Source organism: Streptomyces alboflavus, assembly GCF_000716675.1.
Taxonomy (GTDB): Bacteria; Actinomycetota; Actinomycetes; order Streptomycetales; family Streptomycetaceae; genus Streptomyces; species Streptomyces alboflavus.
In genome coordinates, this window is sequence record NZ_JNXT01000088.1 from 1 (window position 1) to 26,497 (window position 26,497).

Here is a 26,497-nt window from a genome sequence, read left to right on the forward strand (position 1 = left end):
CGCTTGAGGACGAGGCGCGGAGCGCCGATACGGGGGTGATCCGGTCGGGGCTGAGGGTGCCGGGGTTTCGGGCAAGCCCGGGGCAAGTTGGGGCGGGCGGGTGGGAGAGAGCCCGTCCGGCGCTTGAGGACGAGCGCGCAGCGCGATACGGGGGTGCGCCCGGGCGGGGGTGGGGGTGCCGGGCTGTCGGGCAGGCCCGGGGCAAGTTGGGGCCGGTGGGTGGGAAAGGACCCGCACCCGCGGCTACTGGTCGGAGGAGAAGCGCACCGCCCCCGCCGGCAGGCGAGCCTCGCACCACACCCGTACCCCGTCCCGCAGCTCATTGTCCGCACCGACGAACGCGCCGTCGCCGACCACCGCACCGGTGAGCACAGACCGCGCCCCGACCGAGGCCCGCGCCCCGATGAGCGAGTCGGTGATGACGGCCCCGGGCTCGATGACGGCGCCGGAGAGAACCGTGCTGCCGACGAGCCGGGCCCCCTCCCCCACGAAGGCGTCCTCCCCGATCACCGTGCCACCGGTGAGCTTCGCGCCGGAGGCGACCCGGGCGGACGGCAGGACGAGCCGGTCGCCGCAGCGCCCGGGCACGGCGGGCGACGGCGCGCGGCCGAGGACGAGGTCGGCGGAGCCGCGTACGAAGGCCTGCGGGGTGCCGAGGTCGAGCCAGTAGGTGGAGTCGACCATGCCCTGGAGGTGGGCCCCGGAGGCGAGCAGGCCGGGGAAGGTCTCGCGTTCGACGGAGACGGGCCGCCCCGCGGGGATCGTGTCGATGACGGAGCGCCGGAAGACGTACGCGCCCGCGTTGATCTGGTCGGTGACGATCTCCTGCGGGGTCTGCGGCTTCTCCAGGAAGGCGGTGACGCGCCCGGTCGGATCGGTGGGGACCAGGCCGTACGCCCGCGGGTCGGCGACCTTGGTGAGGTGCAGGGAGACGTCCGCGTCGACGCGCCGGTGCTCGGCGACGAGGGCGCGGATGTCCAGGCCGGTGAGGATGTCGCCGTTGAAGACCAGGACGGGGTCCTCGGGTCCGGAGCGCAGCCGCGAGGCGACGTTGCGGATGGCGCCGCCGGTGCCGAGCGGCTCCTCCTCGGTCACGTACTCGATGTGGAGGCCGAGCGCCGAGCCGTCGCCGAAGTACGGCTCGAACACCTCCGCGAGGTAGGAGGTGGCGAGCACGATGTGGTCGACGCCCGCCGCGCGGGCGCGGGCCAGCTGGTGGGTGAGGAAGGGGACGCCCGCCGCCGGGACCATCGGCTTGGGTGTGTTCACCGTGAGCGGACGCAGCCGGGTGCCCTTGCCGCCGACCAGGAGGATCGCTTCTGTCACCTGTCGTCTCTGCTTCCTGCTGGGGCCGGCCGAGGTTTCGTGTCGGCCGGCCAGTGTATGCAGATGGATGATCGGGGCTTCCGGGCGAGGGCCTCAGCGGCCCTGGAGGCGGGCCGCGACGGACCGAGCCGTGCCGAGCTTCTTGTACAGCAGGCGCCCCGGGCACTCCGTGGCGAACCCGTCCCGGTGGCCGGAGATCACGTTGAGCCTGACGTTGCTGCCCTTCCGGTAGAGGTTGCCACCGCCCGACTTCAGATACGTCTTGCCGCGGGGATTCGCGCCGAACAGGCCGAGCTTCCACGCGGTGAGCTTCGCGACCGCGGTCACCGCCGCCTTGGGCGGGCCGGCGCTGGTGAACGTGCCGAGGACGGCGATGCCCATGCTGTTGCTGTTGAAACCGAGAGTGTGCGCGCCGAGGACCGCCTTGGCCACTCCCCCGGCACGGCCTTCGTAGATGTTTCCGCACTTGTCGACGGCGAAGTTGTAGCCGAAGTCTCGCCAGCCGCTGCTCTTGACGTGGTAGCGGTAGATACTGCGCAGGACGGAGGGCACCTGCGAGCACCTGTAGTTGTTGCCGGTGGCGCTGTGGTGCACGAAGGCCGCCTTGACGGTCCTCGTGTACGCGAAGTTCCGCTCGCGCAGGCTCTCGTCGGCGCCCCAGCCGCGCCGCGTGACGATGCCCGGGCGCGGCCCGACGTACGGCCTGGCATTGGTGAGGTCACCGCCCCGCGCCGCGACGAGGTCTGCCTGTGTCTGGGCCCGGTCGAGCGGGGTGACGGCGGTGGCGCCGAGCGGGGCGAGGTCGGCGTTCACGGCGGACGCGGCCGCGGACTCGGCCGTCAGCAGGTTCGCGGCCGCGTCCGGCAGCCCGGCCTGGACGCCGTCGGCCCGCGCCGGGGCCCCCTGCGGCGCGCCCTCGTACTGGTCGGCGGGCGGCGCCGGGTGCTCCCCGGGGTCGACGAGTTCGAGGCGCAGGCCCGCGGGCAGCGCCGCCTCCGTCTCCGGCAGCGCGCGCCCGGCCCGTCCGGTGGCCCGCCCGGCCCCGCCCGCGCCCCCCTCGGCGGCTGCCCGCACCCGCAGCTCGACCCCGTCCGAGTCGCCGACCCACAGGGGCGCGGTCGAGCCGCGGACGCGGCCCGAGTCGCCCTCGGCCGTGCCGGGGTCGGCGGCGTGTTCGTGGTTGTGCGTCTCGACCTCCTGCCAGGAGGACCAGCTCGTGGTGCCGGTCGCGCGGGTGCGGACCTGGACCCGGCCGTGCAGTTCGACGTCCGGGTCGTCCCAGACGACACCCACCAGGGAGAACGGGCGTACGTCGCGGCGGGCGAGCCCCTGGTCGCGGGACCCGGCGCCGCCCGCGCGGTCGGCGGCGAGCGGTCCCAGGGACAGCGACTGGGTGCTGCCGGGCGGCGTCTTGGCGGCGGGCCGGGTGACGGCCGCGGTATCGGACGACGTCAGGGCGAGGGGGAGGGCGAGCGCCGTGGCGCAGGTGACACCGATCGAGGAAGCAAGGAATCCACGCATACAACTGATAGTTGACATACCGGTACATATCTGTCCATCGGGAGGTGCCCGGAACTGACGGCCCGTCGGCCCGACGACCGCCCGACCGGCGGCCCCAACTGGGCCTCCCACAGCGGCGACACACCGTCGCCCGCGTACCCTTGCGGCCGTGAACGCCAACGACCGCACCCCTGCCGACCTGCTGCGATCCGCGCTCGCCGCGGACCCGGCGCGCCCGCTCGTGACGTACTACGACGACGCGACCGGCGAGCGCGTCGAATTGTCCGTGGCCACCTTCGCCAATTGGGTGGCCAAGACCTCCAACCTCCTCCAGGGCGAACTGTCCGCCGAGCCCGGCGACCGGCTCGCGCTGCTGCTGCCCGCGCACTGGCAGACGGCCGTGTGGCTGCTCGCCTGCTCCTCCGTGGGCGTCGTCGCGGACGTCGGCGGCGACCCGGCGGCGGCGGACCTCGTCGTCAGCGGCCCGGACGACCTGGAGGCCGCCCGGGCCTGCTCCGGCGAGCGCGTGGCCCTCGCCCTGCGCCCCCTCGGCGGCCGCTTCCCCGAGACCCCCGCGGGCTTCGCCGACTACGCCGTGGAGGTGCCGAGCCAGGGCGACCGCTTCGCCCCGTACGCGCCCGTGGACCCCGACGAGCCCGCGCTCGCCGTCGGCGGCCTGGAGCTGACCGGCGCCGAGCTCGTGGCGCGGTCCGGCGCCGACGCCGCCGAGCTGGGCCTCGCCCCGGGCTCCCGGCTGCTCTCCGACCGCCCCTACGACACCTGGGACGGCCTGAGCGCCGGGCTGTACGCGCCCCTTGCCGCGGGCGGCTCGGTGGTCCTGTGCCGCCACCTCGACCGGCTGGGCGAGGGCGGCCTGGAGAAGCGGCTGGAGAGCGAGCGGGTGACGGCGACGGCCCGCTGACGGCCCACCGGCGGCCGAGGCGGGGCACCACGCCGCCATGGCGCCCCGCCCCAGCCCCGCCAGGCCCCGCCGCACCCCGCCCGCGTCCCCCGTTCGGCCCAGCGGAGCCCCTGGCCCGCAGGCCCCCCGGCGCGCGCCGGTCCATGGTCGGTAGGAGCGCTCAGTGCGCACTGAGCGAGCAGAGCGACCGTGCACCGACCGCAGCCATGAGGGGTGGACCGCCACGTGACCGACACCGCGCGCACGCCGTCCGAGCCGGGCGAGGAAGCGGCAGAGACCGCGACCGCGCCACGCGAGGCCACGTACGCGCCGGGGGCGGGCGTGAGCCCCGCGGGGTTCGGACCACGCCGCCGCAGGCTCCGCTGGCTGCGCTGGGCCGCGCTCGCCACCGCCGTCCTCGTGCTCGCCGCGGGCGGCGTCGGCTGGGCCGCGTACACCAAGCTGAACGGGAACATCACCAAAGACACCGGCGCCGCCGCCGAGCTCGCGCGCTACGAGGAGGAGCGGCCGACGCCGCTCGTGCACGACGCCCAGAACATCCTGCTCATCGGCTCCGACTCGCGCTCCGGGCGCGACAACCGCAAGTACGGCCGGGACCTCGGCACCCAGCGCTCGGACACCACGATCCTGCTGCACCTGGCCGCGGACCGGCAGAGCGCGACCGCCGTGTCGCTTCCGCGCGACCTGATGGTGGACATCCCGGGCTGCCGCCGCCCGGACGGCTCCCGTACGCGCGCCCAATTCGCCCAGTTCAACTGGGCGTTCGAGTTCGGCGGCACGGCCTGCACGATCCGCACGGTGGAGAAGCTCACCGACATCCGGATCGACCACCACATGGTCGTGGACTTCGCCGGGTTCAAGGACATGGTGGACGCCGTCGACGGGGTGCGGGTCTGCCTGAAGGAGCCCGTCGACGACCGGGCCGCGAAGGTGCGGCTGCCCGCGGGACCGCAGACCCTCGACGGCGAGCAGGCCCTCGGCTACGTACGCGCCCGCAAGTCCATCGGAAACGGCAGCGACACCGATCGCATGGACCGGCAGCAGGAGTTCCTCGCCGCGCTCGTCAACAAGGTGCGCAGCAATGACGTCCTGCTGAATCCCGTGAAGCTCTATCCCGTTCTGGACGCGGCCACGTCCTCGCTGACGACGGACCCGGGTCTGGCGAGTCTGCGCAGTTTGTACGAACTGGTGCGCGGGGTGCGCAATATCCCCACAGAACGGGTTCAGTTCCTCACCGTGCCGCGGCGTTCCTACACCTATGACGCGAATCGCGACGAGTTGGTCGAACCGGCCGCGGAGGAACTCTTCACGCGGCTGCGGAAGGACGAGCCGGTGCGCGTGACGCGCGACGCCGCGGCGGCCGCGTACGAGCGGACGGCCTCCAAGGCGTACGAGGACGACTCCGAAGAGACGTACGACGAAGGCGAATCCGCGTACGACGACGAGAGCGACGGGAAGCCGGACGACCCGAGTCATACGCCGAGCCCCGCGCCCACATTCCGGGGCAACACGGCCGACCGGACCAGCTGCGAGTAAAACCCGCACCGCCCGGAAGGGCACCTCGGCAAAGAAATTGGGTGGATTGCCCAGTTGTAGGGGCCTCGAAGGTGAGTGGAATTTGTCACCGGCGTCGTTGGACGCTGAACTGGGCGGATAGTGTGAGCCGATCCGGTGCCCGGCCTTCGCGACCGCGCACCGTTGTACGACTGACCGAGCGCCTTCTTGAGGGGGGAAAGGCGCCGCGTGGCCCTGACGGAGGACGCAAACAACCGTGGACGCGCAAGGCCGTGGGCGGGCTGACGACATCGACCCCGCAGACCAGTGGGTACTGAACCCGCAGACAGGCGACTACGAACTGCGACTGAGTCCTTCCGCAGGGCAGTCGGCGCCGCCTGGAGTTCCCGGACCCCGAGGCGCCGCGCCCCGGCCGCCGGGGCGGGGCTCCGAGCGCCCCGGCGGCCGTGAGCGCGGCCGGGACCAGGGGCGCGAGCCCGGCCGTGACCACGGACGCCGCCAGGGATCCGAGCACGGCAGCCGGGAGCACGGCCGCGAGCAGGTGCCGGGCCAGCGCAGGCGGCGCGGCGCGCAGCCGGAGGCGGCCACGGGCGGGCGGCGCAACAGGCGGCCCAAGAAGAAGAACACCGGCAAGAAGATCGCCATCTGGACGGGCGGCACGGTGGCCTTCGTGGTCGTCGTCGCCGCGGTCGGCGGCTATCTCTACTACCAGCACCTCAACGACAACATCACCGCCGTCTCCGACGACGGCGCGGGCACCGGCGGGTTCAGCAAGGACCGCGCCATCAACATCCTGCTCGTCGGCACGGACAAGCGCAGCGGCGACGGCAACAAGGGCTACGGAGACGAGGGCAGCGTCGGCCACGCCGACACCACGCTCCTGCTGCACGTCTCCAAGGACCGCTCCAACGCGACCGCGTTGAGCATCCCGCGCGACATGATCACGGACATTCCGGACTGCCCCACCAAGCAGGACGACGGCTCCACGAAGGTCATCCCGGGCTCGCAGCAGGTCCGCTTCAACGAGAGCCTCGGCCAGAGCGAGCGCACGCCGAGCTGCGTCATGCGCACGGTCACGCAGATCACCGGCATAGAGCTCGACCACTTCATGGTGGCCGACTTCAACGCGGTCAAGACGCTGTCCAGCGCGGTCGACGGCGTGGACGTGTGCCTCGCCAAGGACATCGACGACCCGGATTCGCATCTGAAGCTGTCCAAGGGCAAGCACACGATCGAGGGCGAGGAGGCCCTGGCCTTCGTGCGTACCCGGCACTCCGTGGGCAACGGCGGCGACCTCAGCCGGATCGAACTGCAACAGCAGTTCCTCAGCTCCCTGATGCGCAAGCTGAAGTCCGGGGGCACGCTGACCAGCCCGAAGAAGATGATAAGTCTGGCGGAGGCGGGCACGAAGGCGCTGACCGTCGACTCCAAGATCGCCGACATAATGAAACTCCGTGACCTCGGCATGGAGCTCGGCAAGCTCGACATGAAGAACCTGACCTTCGCGACGACCCCGGTGGTCGACAACCCCGCCGAGCCGAAGCCCGTCACGGTCGTGCTGAACAAGCCCAAGTCCGACGAGCTGTTCTCGATGATGCGCGAGGACGTGTCGCTGACCGAGGTCAAGAAGAAGGAGAAGAAGGAGAAGGCCGCGGTGGCCGCCCGCCTCAAGGGCCCCAAGGCCGACCCCGCCGACGTCCGCGTCGACATCTACAACGGCAGCGGCAAGACGGGCGCCGCGCAGGCGACCCTCGCCTGGCTGCAGAACAACGAGGGTGTGACGAAGTCCAGCCAGCTCGGCAACGCGCCGAAGAACCTGGGCAAGACCACCCTGGAGTACGGCAAGGGCGAGGCCGACCAGGCGCGGCGGCTCGCCGAGCTGATGGGGCTGCCCGGGTCGGCGCTGAAGCCGGGCGAGAGCGAGAAGAACGCGCAGGGGCTGCCCGCGATGGTGCTGACCCTCGGGGCCGACTTCAAGGGCGCGGGGGTGCCCATAAGTGCTCCGTCGAAGGCACCGGACGGCATCCAGAAGGTCGGTGCCGACAAATCCGTGTGTGCCAAGTGACCTGAGACAGTTGTTTGACGTCTCACAGAACGCCACACCTGGCGGCGGGCCGGCGACCGCCGCCGGGTGTGGCGGCGGCACCGCGCCGCAAGTCGCCGTGGGGCGGCCGCACTTGTGAAGCAGGGCGGGGAGGGGCAGGGATGGGGCAGCACAGTGTCCGTGGGGAGGGAGCGTCCGGTGGGGCGGGGACGCGGAAGACTTCGCCCGACGCGGACTCGGGCACGGCGGAGGAATCCGGCACAAGCGACGCCGCCGCGGCGGCGGGATCCCGTGCGGTGGGGGCCGACGGGGCGCGGGCCGGGCGTGGTGCGGGTGCCAAAGGAGCAGGCACCGGCGGCGGACGCGCCAAGAACGGCACCGCCAAGAACGGCACCGGCAAGAACGGCACCGCCAAGGGCGGCACGTCGGGCCCGCCCGGCAAGGGCGCGCGAGGCGGTGGTGACGGGGGCGGCGGCAAGCCGAGACGCCCGCGCAAGCGCCGTGTCCTGCGCTGGTCGGCGATCGTCCTCTCGGTCCTGATACTCGGCACGGCCGGCGCCGGTTACCTCTACTACCAGCACCTGAACAGCAACCTGGAGACGGACGACCTGAACCTGGGCGACCACCGGGCCCCCGAGCCCACGCCCAACTCCGCGGGTCAGACGCCCCTGAACATCCTCCTGATCGGCTCCGACGCCCGGGACTCCAAGGAGAACCAGAAGCTCGGCGGCGCCAAGGAGACCTTCGGCGGCCCGCCGCTCGCGGACGTACAGATGCTCCTGCACCTGTCGGCGGACCGCAGCAACATGTCCGTCATCAGCATGCCGCGCGACACCCTCCTGACCATCCCCAAGTGCACCGACCCGGACGACGGCAAGGTGTACCCGGAGAGCGGCCCGCGCACGATGACGAACGAGTCCCTGGGCCGCGGCGGCCCGGGCTGCACGGTCGCCACCTGGGAGAAGCTGACCAACATCCACATCAACCACTTCATGATGGTCGACTTCGCGGGTGTGGTGTCGATGGCCGACGCGATCGGCGGCGTGCCCGTCTGCGTGGACAAGAACATCCACTCGCGCACCAGCGAGGGCAAGGGCTCGGGCCTGAAGCTGGAGAAGGGCACCACGAACATCAAGGGCGAGCAGGCCCTGCAGTGGCTGCGCACCCGCTACGGCTTCGAGGGCGGCACCGACATATCCCGCGCCAAGGCCCAGCACATGTACATGAACTCGCTGGTCCGCACGCTCCGCGAGAACACCGGCCTGACCAGCCCCAACCGGCTGCGCAAGCTCGCCGAGAACGCGACGAGGGCGCTGAAGGTCGACCCGGGCATCGGCTCCCCCTTGAAGCTCATCGGCCTCGGCAACGAGCTGAAGAAGGTCTCGCCGGAGCGCACGACGATGACGACCATGCCGTTCGAGTACTCCGGAGCCCGGGTGGTCCCGAAGCCCGGCGACGCCGAGCAGCTCTTCAGGCTGGTACGGGACGACATCGCCCTCGACGGCAAGGGCAAGCGCAAGCCCGCCAAGGAGAAGCTGTCGGACGACCCGGCGGCGCCGGACGGGGAGATCGCGCTGCAGGTCCAGAACGGCACGCGCACGGCCACGGAGCCCGCCGCCGGCGGCCGGGCGAGCGCCGTCGCGCAGGAGCTGGCCGGGCTCGGCTTCGTGAAGGCGGCGCCGGACACGTCGGCGTCGGTGACCGAGGACAGGACGGTCATCCGCTATCCGAGCGTGGACCTGGAGGGCGACGCGCAGCGGGTCGCCAAGTCCCTGGGCATGCCGCTGAGTTCGGTGAAGAAGTCGACGGACGTCTCCGGCGTCACGCTGGTCGTCGGCGCCGACTGGCGGGAGGGCGACAAGCCGAAGAAGGCCGCGAAGCAGGACGACTCGACGCCGGATTCGGCGGACGCCCTGAGCGGCTCCGACAAGAAGGCCTGCATGAAGGTGGACCCGAACTTCACCTGGTAGCCGAGGAGCCCCCGGCCCCGGGAAGGGGGGCCGGGGGCTCCTTCAGGCCTCCGCGGCTCAGGGTCTGCCCGAGCCGGGGCACAGGCTCGGGCTCAGGCCTCCTGGGTCTCCCCGAGGACGGCCGGGCGGCGCGAGGCGATGACCCGCTTGGCCAGCGAGCGCGGGCTGGTGAGGAAGCCCCAGCCCCACGACATGTGCATCGTCGCGAGCGCCACGGGGATCTGAAGCCGCGCCTTCAGGGGCAGGCCCTTGCCGGCCGGGACGGAGCCCGCGGCGATGGCGGCGAGGTACCCGCCGGGCACGACCAGGCCCCACGGCGTGAGAGCCGCGCCCACGACGAGCCCCGCGGCGATGGCGCAGACGGCGACCGGCGGCGCGAGGTAGCGCAGGTTGATGGAGCCCTGGTGGTAGCGGGCGACGACGTGGCGCCAGCGGCCGTAGTCCTTGTACTGCTTGGCGAGGGCCTTCACGCTCGGGCGCGGCCGGTAGGAGACCTTCAGCTCCGGCGAGAACCAGATGAGGCCCCCGGCCTCCCTGATCCGGAAGTTCAGCTCCCAGTCCTGGGCGCGGATGAACTCGACGTTGTAGCCGCCCTGTTGCTCCAGGGCCTCGCGCCGGAACACGCCCAGGTACACCGTCTCTGCCTGCTGGGCGTCGCCGCCGGTGTGGAAGGCGGCGTTGCCGACGCCGATCTTCGAGGTCATGGCGGCGGCGACGGCCTGCTCCCAGGCGTTGGTGCCCTGGGCGTGCATGATGCCGCCGACGTTCATCGCGCCGGTCTCCTCCAGGAGGCGCACGGCGGTCGTGATGTAGCCCGGCGAGAGCGCGGCGTGGCCGTCGACGCGTACCACGATCGGGTGGCGCGAGGCCTTGATCGCGGCGTTCAGGGCGGCGGGCGTGCGTCCCGTGGGGTTCGGGACCGTGTGCACCCGCGGGTCCTCCTTCACCAGCTCCGCGGCGATCTCGTCGGTGCGGTCGGTGGAGGGGCCGAGCGCGACCACGACCTCCATCTCGCCCGCGTACTCCTGCTGGAGGATCGCGTGCACGGCTTCACGCAGGTGCCGCTCCTCGTTGAGGACCGGCATGATCACAGAGACAGCGGGGGGATGCACGTCGGACTTCAACTGCGCGGGTTCCTTTTCGTCGCTCGGCCGGGGTCCGAGGGGGGCGCCCCCGGGAAACCCTCGGGAAAGTGGAGCATCGGGCGTCACGTTACCGCGAACGGGGGACACGGGCGCGCGCCGTCCGGGTCGCTACCCCGGTCCGCAGATCGTATGGGCCTACGGTTCTGGCGTCCCCCGCCCAGTGCCACGACCGCGGAGGTGCCCCGCAGTGCCCACACCGCCCCGCTCCCCCGCCACCCCACCGCACCGCCCGCGACCGCCGCGACCGGTCCCGAAGGGGGGTCCACGGGCGGGCCGGCGGGTGCGGCGGCCCCGCTGGGCCATGCGGGTGGCGACCACCCTGTCCGTCGGGGTGCTCGCCGCCGCCGGGATCGGCCACTCCGTGGTCTCGGGCCTGGAGACCGGCATCAGCCGTGTCGACGCCTTCAAGGACATGAAGAACAGGCCCGAGGCGGGCAACGGCATGAACGTGCTGCTCGTGGGCACCGACGGCCGCGACAGGATCACCCGCGAGGAGCGCAGGAAGTACCGCCTCGGCGGAGCGCCCTGCCACTGCACGGACACGGTCATGATCGTGCACATCTCGGAGGACCGGGACCGGGCGAGCGTGGTCAGCCTGCCTCGGGACTCGTACGCCGAGATGCCCGAGCACGTCGACCAGAACTCCCGCAAGCACCACCGGGCGCACCCCGTGAAACTGAACGCGGCGTACGCGGAGGGCGGCCCGAACCTGACCGTGCGCACGGTCGAGAACATGACGAAGGTGAAGATCGACCACTATCTGGAGGTCGACTTCACCAGCTTCATGAAGACGGTGGACGTCCTCGGCGGCGTCGAGATCTGCACGACCCGCCCCCTGAAGGACTCCCACACCGGCCTGAACCTGCCCGTCGGCACGCACGAGCTGAACGGCGGCCAGGCACTGCAGTACGTCCGCTCGCGGTACGTCGACGGGGCCTCCGACCTCGGCCGGATGCAGCGCCAGCAGCGGTTCCTCGCGGCGCTCATCGCGAAGGCGACGAGCAGCGGCGTGCTCCTGAACCCGGTGAAGTTCAACGACGTCACCAAGACGCTCCTGGAGTCGGTGCGGGCCGACAAGGGCTTCGGGACGACGGAGATGCTCACGCTCGGGCGGGCGATGCGGAACTTCTCGCCGTCGTCGTCGGAGTTCACGACGGTGCCGATCGGCAAGATGGGCTTCAAGGTGCCGGGCATCGGCTCCACCTTGAGGTGGGACCCGGTGAAGGCCGGGAAGCTGTTCAAGGCCCTGCGCGAGGACAAGCCGCTCGCCCCGCACACGGTCAAGCGGAAGGCCGCGCTTGTGCCGGTGTCGCCGCAGCAGGTCCGGGTGCAGGTGGACAACGGCACGCGCACGCCGGGCCTCGGCAAGCGGGTCGACGCGGCGCTGCGGACCACCGGGTTCCGCACCACGCGGGCACCGGGGAGCGCGCTGCCGCCGCCCGGCGCGGGGCCCGTGACGCGGAGCGTGGTCGCGTACGACCCGCGCTGGGACCGCTCGGCGAAGTCCCTGGCCGCGGCGCTGCCCGGCTGCGAGATGCGGGTGGTGAAGGGGCAGGGCGCGACGCTGAAGGTCATCGTGGGCAGCGACTTCAAGGACGTGCGTCCGGTGCGGGCGGAGGACGCGTACCAGGGTGAGTACGGGGCGCTGACCGGGGACCAGGTGGTGTGTCCGTAGGCGGCGGGGCGGGGGCCCGGCGCTAGGGCCCCTCCGGCGGGTCGTCGTCGCGTACGGCGTCGGTGCGTTCGTAGCAGTCGTAGTTGTGCTGCTCGACGATCCGGCCGTCGCGGAAGGTCAGGAATGTCGCGATGTGGGCGCGCAGGACCTGTCCGGCGGGCAGATCGCCGAGCGGCACGGCGAGGACACCGGTCCAGGTCACCTCCAGCGCGACCTGGTCGCCCGCGGCGACGGCGTTGAGCACGTCGAAGGTCTGCCGGCTGAGGAGGTTGGCACCCTGCTCGCCCGCCTTGAGGATGGCGGTCAGGTCACGCACCGCCCCGTCCGGCAGGAAGGCGTTGGGGTACTCGCGGTGCACGGCGTCGTCGTGGAAGAACCCGGCGAGCTCCTCGCCGAGGGCGCCGCGGGCGACGGCCTGGTGATAACGAATCGCCGTGTCGATGTTCGGGTGCCGCTGCGCATCCGCCATGCCTCAAGCGTAGGACGGGGCTCCTGGGGCCACCAGGCCCCCGGGAGGCGGCCGCACCGCCGCGCTCAGCTCGCGTCGGGCTCCAGGGCGCGCAGCTCCTTGATGGCGCGGCGGCGCGCGAGTCGGTGCGTACGGCGAATTTGAGCCTCCTTGAAGCGGCGCTCGTTGCGCTCGGAGTCGGGGAGGACCGGGGGCACCGTGCGCGGCTTGCCGTCGGCGTCGACGGCGGCGAAGACGAGGTAGGCGGAGCCGACCTGCTGCGCGGGGGTGGACTCGTTCCAGCGCTCGGCCATCACGCGGACGCCGATCTCCATGGACGTGCGGCCGGTCCAGTTCACTTGCGCGTGCACATGCACCAGGTCGCCGACGCGGACCGGCGACAGGAACGCCATCTCGTCCATGGAGGCGGTGACCGCGGGCCCGCCGGAGTGGCGCCCGGCGACGGCGCCCGCCGCGTCGTCCACCAGTTTCATGATCACGCCGCCGTGCACCGTGCCGAGGAGGTTCGTGTCACCCGCGGTCATGATGTGGCTCAGCGTGGTGCGGGAGGCCGAGGTCGCCTTGCCGGGAAGGTCGTCTCCGGCCCCTATCGGGGCGTGATCAGTCATGGAACAAGCCTAAACGCCCGGTACGCGCCATCGACCGGCCGAAAACGATCGGGGGCCGTCGTCACGTCGGTCCAGTGGCGTACGGCACATTGCATCAGCTCTGCAACAGCACTGACCCGAAACAACGCCCTCCCTGTGAGGCGCGGGGTACAGCACTGCACACTAAGCCACATGAGCGATTGGCCAGACGCGCGGAACAGCAACGGTGACCGCCACGGGTACGGCAGCGACGGCGCACAGCCCGAGGGCGCCCGTGTGATGCGCCACGTCCAGCGCGGCGGCCCCTCGGCCCCCGGCCAGCCCGGCTCGGTCCCGCGCCAGCCTCGCCAGGCTCGCCAGCCCTCGTATGACGACAACGTCTACGACGACCTCTACCGCGACCAGCGCGGCCAGGACCCGCACGCCCACGGCAACGGCCAGGACGGCTACGACAGCGGCTACAACACCGGCCAGGTGTACGGCTCCCCGCAGGGCCGCCCCGAGGGCCCGCAGGGCCCCGGCGGCCCCGGCGGCCCGCCCGCGCCGCCGCGCGCGCCCAAGCCGCCGGTCAACTGGAAGAAGCGCATCACCTGGGGCCTGGTGACGTTCCTCGCCCTGCTGATCGTGGTCTCCGTGAGCACGTACTTCTGGGCGGACTCCAAGCTCAAGCGCGAGGTCGACCTGTCGAAGGTCATCGAGCGGCCCGAGGGCGGCAAGGGCACGAACTACCTGATCGTGGGTTCGGACAGCCGCGCGGGGATGTCCGACGAGGAGAAGAAGAAGCTCCACACCGGCTCCGCCGAGGGCAAGCGCACCGACTCGATGATGATCCTGCACGTCGCGGACGACGGCGGGAACACGATGATCTCGCTGCCCCGCGACTCGAACGTCATGATCCCCTCCTTCAAGGGCTCGGACTCCGGCAAGATCTACCCCGCGCGGAACTGCGACACGACGACCCAGGTCTGCAAGAAGCTGAACGCCGCGTACGGCGAGGACGGCCCCGAGCTGCTCGTGCGCACCGTCGAGGCCAACACCGGCCTGCGCATCGACCACTACGCGGAGATCGGCTTCGGCGGCTTCGCCAAGATCGTGGACGCGGTCGGCGGCGTGGAGATGAACATCCCCAAGGCCTTCAAGGACAAGAAGTCCGGCGCCGACTTCGAGGCGGGCAAGCAGACCCTGAACGGCGAGGAGGCCCTGGCCTTCGTCCGCACCCGCTACGCCCTGCCGGGCAGCGACCTGGACCGCACCAAGAACCAGCAGAAGTTCCTCGCGGCCCTCGCCAACCAGGCGGCGACGCCCGGGACGGTCATGAACCCGTTCAAGCTGTACCCGACGATGGGCGCGGGCCTGGACACCCTGGTCGTCGACAAGGACATGGACCTGATGGACGTGGCCTCCATGTTCTGGGCCATGAAGGGCGTCACCGGCGGCGACGGCAAGTCGATGAACATGCCGATCTCCGGATCCGCGGGCGGCAACCTCGTCTGGGACAAGGCCAAGGTCAAGCAGCTGGTGTCGCAGCTCAACAACGACGAAAAGGTGACGGTGTCCGGCAACTAGCCGACCCGTCCGGCTCGCCGCTCACGGCGACGGCCCCGGTACCGCGTGCTGACGCGACACCGGGGCCGTCGCCGTTCTCCGGGAGGTGACGCGACACCGGGGCCGTCGCCGCCTTCCGGGAGGTACGGACGCCGGTGTACCCCGAACGCCTCGTCCGCCGCGAAGCCGCGCGGGCCCCGTGGCACGGTGGTTCGACCACCACTCACCAGCGCCACCACCGAGCGGAGCCCTGCCATGGCGGACCTCCAGGACGAACTCGACTCCCCGGCCGAGGCAGGGGCGAACGACGAGCGCACCGCGCCCACCCACGACGTGCGCCCGGTGCCCGCCCCCACCGACGACGGCCGAACGCCCGAGCCCGCGCCGGAGCCCCTGGAGCCGGAGCTGCGGGACGCCCTGGAGCGGGCCGAGGCCCTGCTCGCCGCGCACCCCGTGGCCGACGGCTACAGCGGCCTGCCCGGAGCACTGCGCGAACTGCCCTGGTACGACCTGGAGTTGGGCGACACCGGACTGCAGACCGACCTGCCGCGGCTGCGGTCGGGCCGGGTCGGCATGCAGTTCTGGTCGCTCCAGATGCCGGACGCCGAGCCCGAGGGCGACCGCGCGGTCAGCTCGGCCCTCGAACAGCTCGACCTGGTCAAGCACGTGGTCGCCCGGTACGCGGGCGGGCTGCGGGTGGCCCGGGACGCTTCCGAGACCACGGACGCCCGCAACTGCGGCCGCATCGCCACCCTGATCGGCCCGGCGAGCGCCCGCGCCATCGGTGACTCGCTCGGCGCCCTGCGCTCGCTGCACACCCTCGGCCTCAGCTCCCTCACCCTGGCCGGCACCTCCTGGGCGGGCGCGGACGGGCTGAGCGCGTTCGGCGAGGAGGTGGTGCGGGAGATGAACCGGCTGGGCGTCCTCGCGGACCTCTCCGGGGCCTCCGAGGCGACGGCGCACCGGGTCCTGGCCGTCTCCAAGGCCCCCTCCCTCTGGACCCGCTCCGGGGCCCGGGCCCTGCGCGAGCACCCCGCGAACCTCAGCGACGAGCTGCTCGCCGCGGTGGGCGCCGCGAAGGGCCTGTGCCTGGTGCCGCTCACGGCCGACCGGGCGGGCCCGACGCTCGGGGACGTGGCCGACCACCTGGAGCATGTGCGCCGGGTGGCGGGGGCCGAGTGCGTCGGGATCTCCGGGATGTACGACACCAGGTCCGGGCACCCCGGGGAGCTGGCCGACGCCTCGCGCTACCCGCGGCTGGTCGCCGAGCTGTTCGGGCGGGGCTGGACCGAGGCCGACGTCACGGCGCTCACCTGGGGCAACGTGCAGCGCGTGCTGCGGGGCGCGGACTTCACGGCGCGGGCGGCGCGGGAGCGGCGGGGTGCGTCGACGGCGACGATCGGGCGGCTCGACGGCTGAGGGCGGCTGCGCGGCTGAGGGCGGCTGCGTAGGCCCGGGGTGGCTGCGCGGGCGCAGGGCGGCGCACGTCGGCCGACGCGCGTCGGGGCGGGCGGCCGGGCGTCGCCCGCCCTGCCCCGGTCGGCCCGCCCCACCCCACCCCGCCCCGGTCAGACCCGGTCAGACTCCGCCACCAGGCAGAAGCAGAACGGGTGCCCCGCCGGGTCCGCGTACACACGCCAGTCCCGCTTGCCGCCGCCGTCGTCCAGGTCGAGCGGGCGGGCGCCGAGGGCGAAGGCGCGCTCCTGGGCCGCGTCGATCTCGGCCCAGGTCGAGCCCCCGTCGAAGTCCAGGTGGAACTGCTGGCCGTTGGTGTCGGAGCGCGGCCACGCGGGCGGGGTGTGGCCGTCGGAGCGCTGGAAGGCGATCCGCACGCGGCCGGGGGCGAGCAGTTCGACCCACTCCCCGTCGCCGTCGTAGTCGTGGATCGTGCCGCCGATGAGCCCGGCGTAGAACTCGGCGAGGGCGTGCGGATCGGGACAGTCGAGCGCGACGGTGCGCAGGCGGACGACAGGGGTGGCCATGAGCTCTCCTCGGTCGGAATCTCTGTTACCGGTATTCGGCGTTCTCTGGTAACCACTCTGGTTACCCCATAGTGGCCCCATACGGGTAACGTCGCAACCATGAACGACAGAGCGCCCGCACCGGGGGGCCTCGCGCTGATCCAGGACCTGGTGAACACGCTGGACATCGAGGCGCGCACCGACGAGCTCGACACCGAGGCGGGGCGGGAACGGTTCGGCCTCGCCCCCGCGGACGTGGACGCGGCCCGCGAGCTGCGGGAGTCACTGCGGGCTGCCTGCCTCGCCCACGCCGGGCACGCGCCGCACCAGGAGGTGCGCCCGCTCGGCGAACTCCTGGCCGGGGCGCCCCTGTTGGTGCGCGTGGACGGGTCCGACGGCGCCGCGTCGCTGGTGCCCGCCGACCCGGGGCCGCTGGTGTCCCGGGTGGCGGCGGCCGTCGCGGAGGCCGTCGTGGCGGGCACCTGGTCCCGCCTCAAGGGCTGCGAGGCCGAGACCTGCCGCTGGGCGTACTACGACCGCAGCCCCGGGGGCCGGGGCCGCTGGTGCGACATGGGGGTGTGCGGGGCGCGGGCCAAGATGCGCGCGTACCGGGCGCGCCGGGGGCCGGGGCGCGTCCAGGCCACTGGAGCCACCGGAGCCACCGGAGCCGCGGATCCCGCCCCGCCCGCGGGCCCGTCGGACACGCCCTAGGCCGCGGGCCGCCCCATCGCCCGGTAGGTCCAGCCCGCCGCGCGCCACCGCTCCGGGTCGAGCGCGTTGCGGCCGTCCAGGAGCACCCGGCGGCCGACCACGGCGCCCAGGGCCTCGGGGTCGAGGTCGCGGAACTCCTGCCACTCCGTGAGGTGCAGGACGACGTCGGCGCCGCGCACGGCGTCCTCGGCGGTGTCGGCGTACCCGAGGGTCGGGAAGAGGCGGCGGGCGTTGGCCATGCCCTTGGGGTCGTACACGGTGACCTGGCCGCCCTGGAGGTGGATCTGCCCGGCCACGTTCAGGGCGGGCGAGTCGCGCACGTCGTCCGAGTCGGGCTTGAAGGCGGCACCGAGGACCGCGACCCGCTTGCCCAGGAAGGACCCGCCGCCGACGGCCTCGCGGGCCAGCTCCACCATGTGGCCGCGGCGGCGCATGTTGATCGAGTCGACCTCGCGCAGGAAGGTGAGGGCCTGGTCGGCGCCCAGCTCGCCCGCGCGGGCCATGAAGGCGCGGATGTCCTTGGGCAGACAGCCGCCGCCGAAGCCGATCCCGGCGCGCAGGAACTTCTTGCCGATGCGGTCGTCGTGGCCGAGTGCCTCGGCGAGCTTCACCACGTCGCCGCCCGCGGCCTCGCAGACCTCGGCCATGGCGTTGATGAAGGAGATCTTCGTGGCGAGGAAGGAGTTGGCGGAGGTCTTGACCAGCTCGGCGGTGGGGAAGTCGGTGACGATGAAGGGGGACCCCTCGGCGACCGGCGTCGCGTACACCTCGCGCAGGATCTTCTCGGCGCGCTCGCTGCGGACGCCGACGACGATCCGGTCGGGGTGCAGGGTGTCGTTGACGGCGAAGCCCTCGCGCAGGAACTCCGGGTTCCAGGCCAGCTCGACCTCGCCGCCCGCGGGGGCCAGCTCGGCGAGCCGGGCGGCGATGCGCTCGGCGCTGCCGACCGGCACGGTGGACTTGCCGACGACCAGGGCGGGCTTGGTGAGGTGCTTGGCCAGCGACTCCATGGCGGCGTCGACGTAGCTCATGTCGCAGGCGTACTCGCCGTGCTTCTGCGGGGTGTTCACGCACACGAAGTGCACGTCGCCGAAGTCTGCGGCCTCGGCCCAGTCCATCGTGAAGCGCAGCCGCCCGGTGGCGCCCTCGATGCCCGCGACATGCTTACGGAGCAGCTCGTCGAGGCCGGGCTCGTACATCGGGACCTCGCCCCGGCGCAGCGTCTCGATCTTCTCCGGCACCACGTCGAGCCCGATGACCTCGAAGCCGAGCTCGGCCATGGCCGCGGCGTGGGTGGCACCGAGGTAGCCGGTGCCGATCACGGTGATCTTGAGGGCCATGCGGTGCTCCAGTGGATCGGGTACGACGGCTGCGCGGTGCCCGAGCATAGTCCTGGCGTAACAGGGGCTCCCACCGGGCACATCTTCCGCTGTCGTCAAGCTCACGTATCCCTGGCGTGGGCCGACCCCTAAAATTCGGGTTACTTAACGGTAATTAGCGTCCGCAGCATCCTTGGAGCGTGAGAGACCTTGGCCGGATCGGCTGACTTCGACCTGTACCGCCCGTCCGAGGAGCACGACATGCTCCGCGACGCGATCCGTTCCCTGGCGGAGGCGAAGATCGCCCCGTTCGCCGCCGCGGTGGACGAGGAGGCCCGCTTCCCGCAGGAGGCCCTCGACGCCCTGGTCTCCTCCGACCTGCACGCCGTGCACGTACCGGAGAGCTACGGCGGCACGGGCGCCGACGCCCTCGCCACGGTCATCGTGATCGAGGAGGTGGCCCGCGTCTGCGCGTCCTCCTCCCTCATCCCGGCCGTGAACAAGCTCGGCTCGCTCCCCGTGATCCTCTCCGGCTCCGAGGACCTGAAGAAGAAGTACATGACGCCGCTGGCCAAGGGCGACGCCATGTTCTCGTACTGCCTCTCCGAGCCGGACGCCGGTTCGGACGCGGCGGGCATGAAGACCCGCGCGGTCCGCGACGGCGACTTCTACGTCCTGAACGGCGTGAAGCGCTGGATCACCAACGCGGGCGTCTCCGAGTACTACACGGTGATGGCCGTGACCGACCCCGAGAAGCGCTCCAAGGGCATCTCGGCCTTCGTCGTCGAGAAGGGCGACGAGGGCGTGTCCTTCGGCGCCCCGGAGAAGAAGCTCGGCATCAAGGGCTCCCCCACCCGCGAGGTCTACCTCGACAACGTCCGTATCCCCGCCGACCGCATGATCGGCGCGGAGGGCACCGGCTTCGCCACCGCCATGAAGACCCTGGACCACACCCGCATCACCATCGCGGCCCAGGCCCTCGGCATCGCGCAGGGCGCCCTCGACTACGCCAAGGGCTACGTCCAGGAGCGCAAGCAGTTCGGCAAGCCGATCGGCGACTTCCAGGGCGTGCAGTTCATGCTCGCGGACATGGCCATGAAGATCTCCGCGGCCCGCGCCCTGACCTACCAGGCCGCCGCCGCCTCCGAGCGCGGCGACGCCGACCTCACCTACCTCGGCGCCGCCGCCAAGTGCTTCGCCTCCGACATCGCCATGGAGGCCACCACGGACGCCGTGCAGCTCCTCGGCGGTTATGGCTACACGCGGGACTACCCGGTGGAGCGGATGATGCGTGACGCCAAGATCACGCAGATCTACGAGGGCACGAACCAGGTGCAGCGGATCGTGATGGCACGGAACCTGCCGTAGTTCCGTCGGTCGCCCCACCGCACGAGACGTCGCCCTCTCCCCGCGCCGGGGAGAGGGCGACGCGCGTGTCCGGGCGGGGTCAGGCGAAGAACTCCATCAGGTCCTTGGTGACCAGTTCCGGCTGCTCCTCCGGGAGGTAGTGGCCCGCGTCCGGGACCGCGCGCACCGCCGCGTCCGTGCCGTGCCGGGTGAGGCTCTCGCGCAGGTAGTCGAGGTTGGCCTCGCCGGCGAGGCCGAGGAGGGGGGCGCGCACCGGCTCGTACGTCGCGAAGTCGGCGATGTCCTGGCGGAAGGCCTGGTACCAGGCGTTGCCCGCGCGGAGGGCGTCCGGCGTGGAGTACGCCGCCGCGTACACGGCACGGGAGCGTTCGTCGATCGACGACTGGTCCTTGAGCATGTAGCCGAACAGCCAGTCGTTGAAGACGCCGACGCGGCCGTCGAGCAGCTGTTCCGGGAGGCCCTTGACCTGGTTGAAGGCGAACCACCAGAGGTAGTAGCCGGGGCCGGTCTCCCAGTCGGTGCCGGGCTCGGCCGTGGGGAGCATGGGGATCTCGAGGAAGTTCTGGTCGGGGTGGGCCACGTCGAGGAGTGCCACCTTGCGGGTGGTCTCGGGGTGGTTGGCGGCGACGGCGTACGCGACCATCGCACCGATGTCGTGTCCGACGAGGTGGGCGCTGTCGTGGCCGAGGTGGCGGATGAGTTCGTGGATGTCGCGCGCCATCGTCTTCTTGTCGTAGCCGGACGGCGGCTTCGCCGAGCCGCCCATGCCCCGCAGGTCCACGGCGATCACGCGGTAGTGGCGGGCCAGCTCCGGCATGATCTTGTGGAACTGCCACCAGGTCTGCGGCCAGCCGCCCAGCAGGACCAGCGGCTCGCCCTCGCCGCCGGCCACGTAGTGCAGCCGGGTGCCGTTCACGTCGGCGTGCGCGCTGGTGAAGTCGCCCTCCAGGAAGGCGGCGAGGTCGCGGTCGGTCAGCGGTGCGTCGGTCATGTCGTTCTCCCCCAGGGGTGCGGCGGTTCACCCGTCGCCAGTTCTAGACTGATCGGTTCATTATTTGGCGAGCGATGAGGCCCGCCTTCGACACGAGAACGTTAACTCATTTAGATCGATCAGTCCAGAACTAGGCGCGAAAACGGGGCGCGGCCCGAACAGCCGCGCCCCGCAGTCCTGTTGAGCTGGTGTGAGCCGACAGGACCTCAGCCGTCCAACTGCTCCAGCGTCGCGATCGACGGCCCCCGCCGGGCCTGCTCGTCCCGCGCCACGTCCTCCGCCGCACCGAGCACACGCACCGCGTTCTGCCACGTCAGCTTGGCGAGGTCGGGCCTGGACCAGCCGCGGTCGAGGAGTTCCGCGACGAGGTTCGGGTAGCCCGCGACGTCGTCGAGGCCGGACGGGGTGAAGGCCGTGCCGTCGTAGTCGCCGCCGATGCCGATGTGGTCGATGCCCGCGACCTCGCGCATGTGGTCGAGGTGGTCGGCGACCGTGGCGGCGGTGGCGATGGGGCGCGGGGTCGACTCCTCGAAGGCCGCGTGCACCTTCATCGCCTCGGGGGTGGTGTCGAGGTGGTGGAAGCCGTGGGCGCGCATGTTCTCGTCGGCGGCGAGGGTCCAGTCGACGGCCGCCTGGAGCACGAACTTCGGGACGAAGGTGGCCATCGCCACGCCGCCGTTCGCGGGCAGGCGTTCCAGGACGTCGTCCGGGATGTTGCGGGGGTGGTCGCACACCGCGCGGGCGGAGGAGTGCGAGAAGATCACCGGCGCGACCGAGGTGTCCAGGGCCGCCCGCATCGTCGTCGCCGCGACGTGCGAGAGGTCCACGAGCATGCCGACGCGGTTCATCTCCCGGACCACCTCGTGGCCGAACGGGGAGAGCCCGCCGACGCCGGGTTCGTCCGTCGCCGAGTCCGCCCAGGCGATGCTGTCGTTGTGCGTGAGCGTCATGTAGCGCACGCCGAGCGTGTGCAGGGCCCGCAGGGTGGCCAGGGAGTTGTTGATGGAGTGGCCGCCCTCGGCGCCCATCAGGGAGGCGATGCGGCCCTCGCTCCTGGCCGCCTCCATGTCGGCGGCGGTGAGCGCGGCGCGCAGGTCCCCGGGATAGCGGGCCAGCAACTGCCGTACGCAGTCGATCTGTTCGAGCGTCGCGCTGACCGCCGTGTCGCCCGCCATGTCCGTGCGGACGTACACCGACCAGAACTGCGCGCCGACGCCGCCCGCCCGCAGCCGCCCGATGTCCGTGTGCAGGCGGCCCGTCTGGTCGGTGGCGATGTCCAGGCGGTCGATGTCGTACCCGGCCTTCTCGCGCAGCGCCCACGGCAGGTCGTTGTGACCGTCGACGACGGGGAACTCAGCGAGCAGGGAACGGGCTTCGGGCAGGCGTTCGGGCAGCATCGTCATGCGCTCACTTTCCCGAGCCGAAGCCGAATCCGGAACCCGCGCCCTCGACCTTGGCGCGAAGCCGCTTGCCCTTCTCCGTCGCCTGGTCGTTCAGCTCCTGCTGGAACTCCCGCATCCGGGAGGCGAGTTCGTCGTCGTGCGCCGCCAGCATGCGCGCCGCGAGCAGGCCCGCGTTGCGCGCGCCGCCCACCGAGACGGTCGCCACGGGCACGCCCGCGGGCATCTGCACGATGGAGAGGAGGCTGTCCATGCCGTCGAGGTACTTGAGCGGGACGGGGACGCCGATCACCGGCAGCGTGGTGACCGAGGCGAGCATGCCGGGCAGGTGGGCGGCGCCGCCCGCGCCCGCGATGATCGCCTTCAGGCCGCGCTCCTCGGCGTGCTCGCCGTACGAGATCATCTCGCGCGGCATGCGGTGCGCGGAGACGACGTCGACCTCGTAGGGGACCTCGAACTCGTCGAGGGCCTTCGCGGCGGCCTCCATCACGGGCCAGTCGGAGTCCGAGCCCATGACGATGCCGACAACGGGGGCAACGGGAGAAGTCATTCGGTGATCGTCCCTCTGAGGTAGCCGGCCGCGTGACGGGCGCGGTCAAGGACGGCGTCAAGGTCGTCGCCGTAGGTGTTGACGTGACCGACCTTGCGGCCGGGCTTCACGTCCTTGCCGTACATGTGGATCTTCAGCTGCGGGTCGCGGGCCATGCAGTGCAGGTACGCGGTGTACATGTCGGGGTAGTCGCCCCCGAGGACGTTCGCCATGACCGTCCACTTCGCGCGCGGGCGGGGGTCGCCGAGCGGCAGGTCGAGGACCGCGCGGACGTGGTTGGCGAACTGGGAGGTGACCGCGCCGTCCTGGCTCCAGTGTCCGGAATTGTGCGGTCGCATCGCGAGTTCGTTGACCAGGACGCGGCCGTCGGCGGTCTCGAACAGCTCGACCGCGAGATGCCCGACCACGCCCAGCTCCTTGGCCACGCGCAGCGCCAGCTCCTGGGCCTGCCCCGCGAGCTCCTCGCTCAGCCCGGGCGCGGGCGCGATCACCGTGTCGCACACGCCGTCGACCTGCCGGGACTCCACGACGGGGTACGCCACGGCCTGCCCGTGCGGCGACCGGACGACGTTCGCCGCCAGTTCCCGTACGAAGCCGACCATCTCCTCGGCGAGCACCGGGACGCCCGCGCGGAAGGGGTCCTCGGCCTGTTCCGGCGAGCGCACGACCCACACGCCCTTGCCGTCGTACCCGCCGCGCACGGTCTTGAGGACGACCGGGAAGCCGTCACCCTCCGTGGCCCCCTCGGCCGCGAAGGCCACGACGTCCGCCGGGTCCTTCACGATGCGGTGGCGGGGGCAGGGCACCCCGAGCTCGTCCAGCTTCGCGCGCATCACCCCCTTGTCCTGGGCGTGCACCAACGCGTCGGGCCCCGGGCGCACGGGGATGCCGTCCGCCTCCAGGGCCCGTAGATGCTCGGTGGGTACGTGTTCGTGATCGAAGGTGATCACGTCGCAGCCCCGCGCGAAGTCACGCAGCGTGTCGAGGTCGCGATAGTCGCCGATGACGACATCGCTGACGACCTGCGCCGCGGAATCCTGCGGGGTGTCACTGAGGAGCTTGAACCTGATGCCGAGCGGGATGCCCGCCTCGTGTGTCATACGAGCGAGCTGCCCCCCGCCGACCATGCCGACTACCGGGAACGTCACACCCACAGGGTATCGGCCATCCGGGAGCGGCCCGATCCCGTGCACCGGCGTCACAGGGGTGCCACGGAGTGACGCCGTCCACGAGCGCCGACGGAGGTCGCTGGTTAGCATGGCTGGGTTGACGCGAACGAAAAAGACGGATCGACCGGGAGAGACGACGGATCGACTGGGGAAACCGACCGGCGATGCGGACGCGGACCACCCGCTCGACTTCGATCCCGTCGACGGACCACACGCAATCGACGGGGGCTGGGGCGACCAACCATGACGGAGCGCGGCGCACTACGGGTGCGGTTCGACCGACTCGCACGTGAAGTGGCCAAGTTCGGGGCCGTGGGGGCGGTCGGAACGCTGGTCAACTTCGCCGTGTTCAACCTGGTGCGGCACCTCACGGACCTCCAGGTGGTGCGCGCGAGCGTCATCGCGACCGTCGTCGCCATCGCCTTCAACTACGTGGGGTTCCGGTACTTCACCTACCGTGACCGCGACAAGAGTGGCCGCACCAAGGAGCTGACGCTCTTCCTGCTGTTCAGCGCGGTCGGCCTCGTCATCGAGAACGGCGTCCTGTACGTCGCGACGTACGGCTTCGACTGGGACAGCAGGCTCCAGTCCAACGTCTTCAAGTTCGTCGGCATGGGCATAGCGACGCTGTTCCGCTTCTGGTCGTACCGCACCTGGGTGTTCCGGACCCTGCCCGCCCGCGAGGCCGTGGCGCATGCGGAATCGTTCCTGGAGGAGCGGGAGCGGGAGCCGGGGGGCGACGAGGGGCGGCCGAGCACGGCGTCGGGGGCTCGGGGCGGCGGGGCCGGGCTCTAGCGGCGTCGCGGCGACCCATCGGACAGGCCCTGGTCGGCTCAGCGCACCGTGCCCCCGGAGGCGTCTGACGCTTCGTGATTCTTACCGTCCCTGCCGTCCCTGCCGTCCCTGCTTTCCTTGCTGTCCTTGCCGTCCTTGCCGTCCTTGCCGTCCTTGCCGTCCCGGTATGACGGCGTACGGGACAGGAAGAGCGCGAACACCGGCGGCTTGCCCTGGAGCATCTCCAGACGGCCGCCGTCCGCTTCGGCCAGATCCCGGGCCACCGCGAGGCCGATTCCTGTCGAATTGCGACCGCTGATGGCCCGCTCGAAGATCCGCGCGCCGAGGTCGGCGGGCACGCCCGGGCCGCTGTCCGTGACCTCCACGACGGCCTGGTTGCCGGTGACGCGGGTGCGCAGGGCGACGGTGCCGCCGCCGTGCATCAGGGAGTTCTCGATCAGCGCGGCCAGGACCTGGGCGACCGCGCCCGGGGTACCGACGGCGTGCAGATGGCGTTTGCCGGAGCTGACGATGGCGCGGCCCGCGCTGCGGTAGGCGGGGCGCCACTCCTCGAGCTGCTGCTTGATCACCTCGTCCAGGTCGAAGGTGACGGCGGAGCCGGTGCTGGGGTCACGGGAGTTGGTGAGCAGCCGCTCCACGACGTCCGTGAGGCGCTCGACCTGTGTGAGGGCGACCGTGGCCTCCTCCTTCACCGTGTCCAGGTCGTCGGTGAGGGTGATCTCCTCCAGGCGCATGGACAGGGCGGTCAGCGGGGTGCGGAGCTGGTGGGACGCGTCCGCGGCCAGGCGCCGCTCCGCGGTGAGCATGCGGGCGATGCGTTCGGCGCTGCCGTCCAGGACGTCGGCCACGCGGTCCAGCTCGGGGACGCCGTAGCGGCGGTGGCGGGGGCGGGGGTCGCCGGAGCCGAGGCGCTCCGCGGTCTCCGCGAGGTCGGTGAGGGGGGAGGTCAGGCGGTTGGCCTGGCGTACGGCGAGGAGGACCGCGGCGACGATGGCGAGGAGGGCGACGCCGCCGATGATGAGCAGGGTCCGGCCGACCTCCTGGGTGACGGCCGTCCGGGGCTCCTCGACCGTGACCTTCTCGCCCTCCTCCCCGTCCCGGGTGGCGCGGATCACGTCGCCCGTGGGGCGGGTGCCCACCTCGATGGGGGCGCGGCCCGGGATCTCGATGCGGGCGTAGCGGTCGGTGTCGACCTGCTTGCGCAGCACCTCCCCGCTGACCCGCTCGTCGCTCAGCAGCCGGCTGTCCACGATGCCCGCGAGGCGCAGGGCCTCCGAGTCCACCCGCTCCTGGGCGCTGTTGCTGATCGTGCGGGTCTCGACGATCACCAGGGAGACGCCGAAGACGGCGATCACCACGAGTACTACGGCGAGGGTCGAGTTGATGAGGCGACGACGCACGGGGCCCTCCGGCCGGGCAGGGGGACGGACCACCCCAGTGTGCCCCTCGCCTGCCGTCCGCCGAGCCACTGTGTCCCCTCGCGGCAACCGGCCCCGCCGCTCCGCGGCGGTTCTCCCCCACCCACCCACCCGCAC

21 protein-coding genes and 1 pseudogene are annotated in these 26,497 nt (G+C 71.9%); 10 read left to right on the forward strand and 12 right to left on the reverse strand.

Annotated elements, in window-relative coordinates; translation table 11 throughout:
* Positions 1-243: 243 nt before the first annotated feature.
* Both manB and OO63_RS38295 read right to left on the reverse strand, forming a co-directional pair.
* Positions 244-1,326 (reverse strand): mannose-1-phosphate guanylyltransferase, encoded by a 1,083-nt coding sequence (gene manB / locus OO63_RS38290; RefSeq protein WP_030363437.1) that lies wholly within the window; start codon positions 1,324-1,326, stop codon positions 244-246.
* A 93-nt stretch (positions 1,327-1,419) separates the two neighbouring features.
* Complete coding sequence (locus OO63_RS38295; RefSeq protein ID WP_030363438.1) at positions 1,420-2,847, reverse strand: peptidoglycan recognition protein family protein; 1,428 nt, start codon at positions 2,845-2,847, stop codon at positions 1,420-1,422.
* Positions 2,848-2,995: 148 nt separating this feature from the next.
* Here OO63_RS38295 and OO63_RS38300 point away from each other — a divergent pair, with 148 nt between their 5' ends.
* From OO63_RS38300 to OO63_RS38315, 4 genes are all read left to right on the forward strand, one after another.
* Positions 2,996-3,748: a TIGR03089 family protein gene (locus OO63_RS38300; protein WP_030363439.1), complete on the forward strand. Its 753-nt coding sequence runs from the start codon at positions 2,996-2,998 to the stop codon at positions 3,746-3,748.
* Between the two features lie 225 nt (positions 3,749-3,973).
* Positions 3,974-5,284: an LCP family protein gene (locus tag OO63_RS38305; RefSeq protein WP_030363440.1), complete on the forward strand. Its 1,311-nt coding sequence runs from the start codon at positions 3,974-3,976 to the stop codon at positions 5,282-5,284.
* Between the two features lie 235 nt (positions 5,285-5,519).
* The gene (locus OO63_RS38310) at positions 5,520-7,328 is read left to right on the forward strand and encodes an LCP family protein (protein ID WP_033264869.1); all 1,809 of its coding nucleotides are present in this window, start codon (positions 5,520-5,522) and stop codon (positions 7,326-7,328) included.
* A 140-nt stretch (positions 7,329-7,468) separates the two neighbouring features.
* The gene (locus OO63_RS38315; RefSeq protein ID WP_030363442.1) at positions 7,469-9,277 is read left to right on the forward strand and encodes an LCP family protein; all 1,809 of its coding nucleotides are present in this window, start codon (positions 7,469-7,471) and stop codon (positions 9,275-9,277) included.
* 92 nt (positions 9,278-9,369) lie between these two features.
* Here the strand turns inward: OO63_RS38315 and OO63_RS38320 are convergent, their stop codons facing one another.
* Positions 9,370-10,389, reverse strand: coding sequence for a glycosyltransferase family 2 protein (locus tag OO63_RS38320; RefSeq protein ID WP_169786664.1), 1,020 nt, complete (start codon positions 10,387-10,389; stop codon positions 9,370-9,372).
* A gap of 220 nt (positions 10,390-10,609) precedes the next feature.
* Here OO63_RS38320 and OO63_RS38325 point away from each other — a divergent pair, with 220 nt between their 5' ends.
* Complete coding sequence (locus OO63_RS38325; RefSeq protein ID WP_078619625.1) at positions 10,610-12,097, forward strand: LCP family protein; 1,488 nt, start codon at positions 10,610-10,612, stop codon at positions 12,095-12,097.
* 22 nt (positions 12,098-12,119) lie between these two features.
* Here OO63_RS38325 and OO63_RS38330 read toward each other — a convergent pair whose 3' ends face one another.
* Both OO63_RS38330 and OO63_RS38335 read right to left on the reverse strand, forming a co-directional pair.
* Positions 12,120-12,566 carry a nuclear transport factor 2 family protein gene (locus OO63_RS38330; protein WP_051811616.1) on the reverse strand — a complete coding sequence of 149 codons (447 nt, stop codon included), beginning with the start codon at positions 12,564-12,566 and terminating at the stop codon, positions 12,120-12,122.
* Positions 12,567-12,631: 65 nt separating this feature from the next.
* Entirely contained in the window at positions 12,632-13,174 is a 543-nt protein-coding gene (locus OO63_RS38335) for an acyl-CoA thioesterase (protein WP_030363446.1), read from the reverse strand.
* 171 nt (positions 13,175-13,345) lie between these two features.
* Here OO63_RS38335 and OO63_RS38340 point away from each other — a divergent pair, with 171 nt between their 5' ends.
* Together OO63_RS38340 and OO63_RS38345 are read left to right on the forward strand one after the other, a co-directional pair.
* The gene (locus OO63_RS38340) at positions 13,346-14,719 is read left to right on the forward strand and encodes an LCP family protein (protein ID WP_031192821.1); all 1,374 of its coding nucleotides are present in this window, start codon (positions 13,346-13,348) and stop codon (positions 14,717-14,719) included.
* 234 nt (positions 14,720-14,953) lie between these two features.
* Entirely contained in the window at positions 14,954-16,117 is a 1,164-nt protein-coding gene (locus OO63_RS38345) for a dipeptidase (protein ID WP_030363448.1), read from the forward strand.
* A 149-nt stretch (positions 16,118-16,266) separates the two neighbouring features.
* On the opposite strand, the gene OO63_RS38350 is transcribed toward OO63_RS38345, so the two are convergent.
* Positions 16,267-16,680 carry a VOC family protein gene (locus tag OO63_RS38350; protein ID WP_030363449.1) on the reverse strand — a complete coding sequence of 138 codons (414 nt, stop codon included), beginning with the start codon at positions 16,678-16,680 and terminating at the stop codon, positions 16,267-16,269.
* Between the two features lie 99 nt (positions 16,681-16,779).
* Between OO63_RS38350 and OO63_RS38355 the strand changes: the two genes are divergently transcribed.
* A complete protein-coding gene (locus OO63_RS38355; protein ID WP_078619626.1) occupies positions 16,780-17,370 on the forward strand; it encodes a CGNR zinc finger domain-containing protein in 591 nt (196 codons plus the stop codon).
* Here the strand turns inward: OO63_RS38355 and OO63_RS38360 are convergent.
* Positions 17,367-18,710: a UDP-glucose dehydrogenase family protein gene (locus OO63_RS38360; RefSeq protein WP_030363451.1), complete on the reverse strand. Its 1,344-nt coding sequence runs from the start codon at positions 18,708-18,710 to the stop codon at positions 17,367-17,369. The genes OO63_RS38355 and OO63_RS38360 overlap by 4 nt on opposite strands.
* Positions 18,711-18,899: 189 nt before the next feature.
* Between OO63_RS38360 and OO63_RS38365 the strand changes: the two genes are divergently transcribed.
* Positions 18,900-20,057: an acyl-CoA dehydrogenase family protein gene (locus OO63_RS38365; RefSeq protein ID WP_030363452.1), complete on the forward strand. Its 1,158-nt coding sequence runs from the start codon at positions 18,900-18,902 to the stop codon at positions 20,055-20,057.
* Positions 20,058-20,136: 79 nt separating this feature from the next.
* Here OO63_RS38365 and OO63_RS38370 read toward each other — a convergent pair whose 3' ends face one another.
* The 4 genes from OO63_RS38370 to OO63_RS38385 all read right to left on the reverse strand — a co-directional run bounded on the left by OO63_RS38370 (position 20,137) and on the right by OO63_RS38385 (position 24,146).
* A complete protein-coding gene (locus tag OO63_RS38370; protein WP_030363453.1) occupies positions 20,137-21,048 on the reverse strand; it encodes an alpha/beta fold hydrolase in 912 nt (303 codons plus the stop codon).
* A 206-nt stretch (positions 21,049-21,254) separates the two neighbouring features.
* Positions 21,255-22,445, reverse strand: coding sequence for a dipeptidase (locus tag OO63_RS38375; protein WP_106983547.1), 1,191 nt, complete (start codon positions 22,443-22,445; stop codon positions 21,255-21,257).
* 10 nt (positions 22,446-22,455) lie between these two features.
* Positions 22,456-22,998, reverse strand: a complete 543-nt coding sequence (gene purE, locus OO63_RS38380; protein WP_078619627.1) for a 5-(carboxyamino)imidazole ribonucleotide mutase — start codon at positions 22,996-22,998, stop codon at positions 22,456-22,458.
* Positions 22,995-24,146, reverse strand: a complete 1,152-nt coding sequence (locus OO63_RS38385) for a 5-(carboxyamino)imidazole ribonucleotide synthase (protein WP_162501238.1) — start codon at positions 24,144-24,146, stop codon at positions 22,995-22,997. The genes purE and OO63_RS38385 overlap by 4 nt, the downstream gene beginning before the upstream one ends.
* Before the next feature lie 264 nt (positions 24,147-24,410).
* Here OO63_RS38385 and OO63_RS38390 point away from each other — a divergent pair, with 264 nt between their 5' ends.
* Positions 24,411-24,962, forward strand: coding sequence for a GtrA family protein (locus OO63_RS38390; protein ID WP_033264870.1), 552 nt, complete (start codon positions 24,411-24,413; stop codon positions 24,960-24,962).
* A gap of 170 nt (positions 24,963-25,132) precedes the next feature.
* Here OO63_RS38390 and OO63_RS38395 read toward each other — a convergent pair.
* Positions 25,133-26,362, reverse strand: a pseudogene (locus tag OO63_RS38395) (ATP-binding protein); the annotation flags it as partial.
* Between the last annotated feature and the right edge of the window lie 135 nt (positions 26,363-26,497).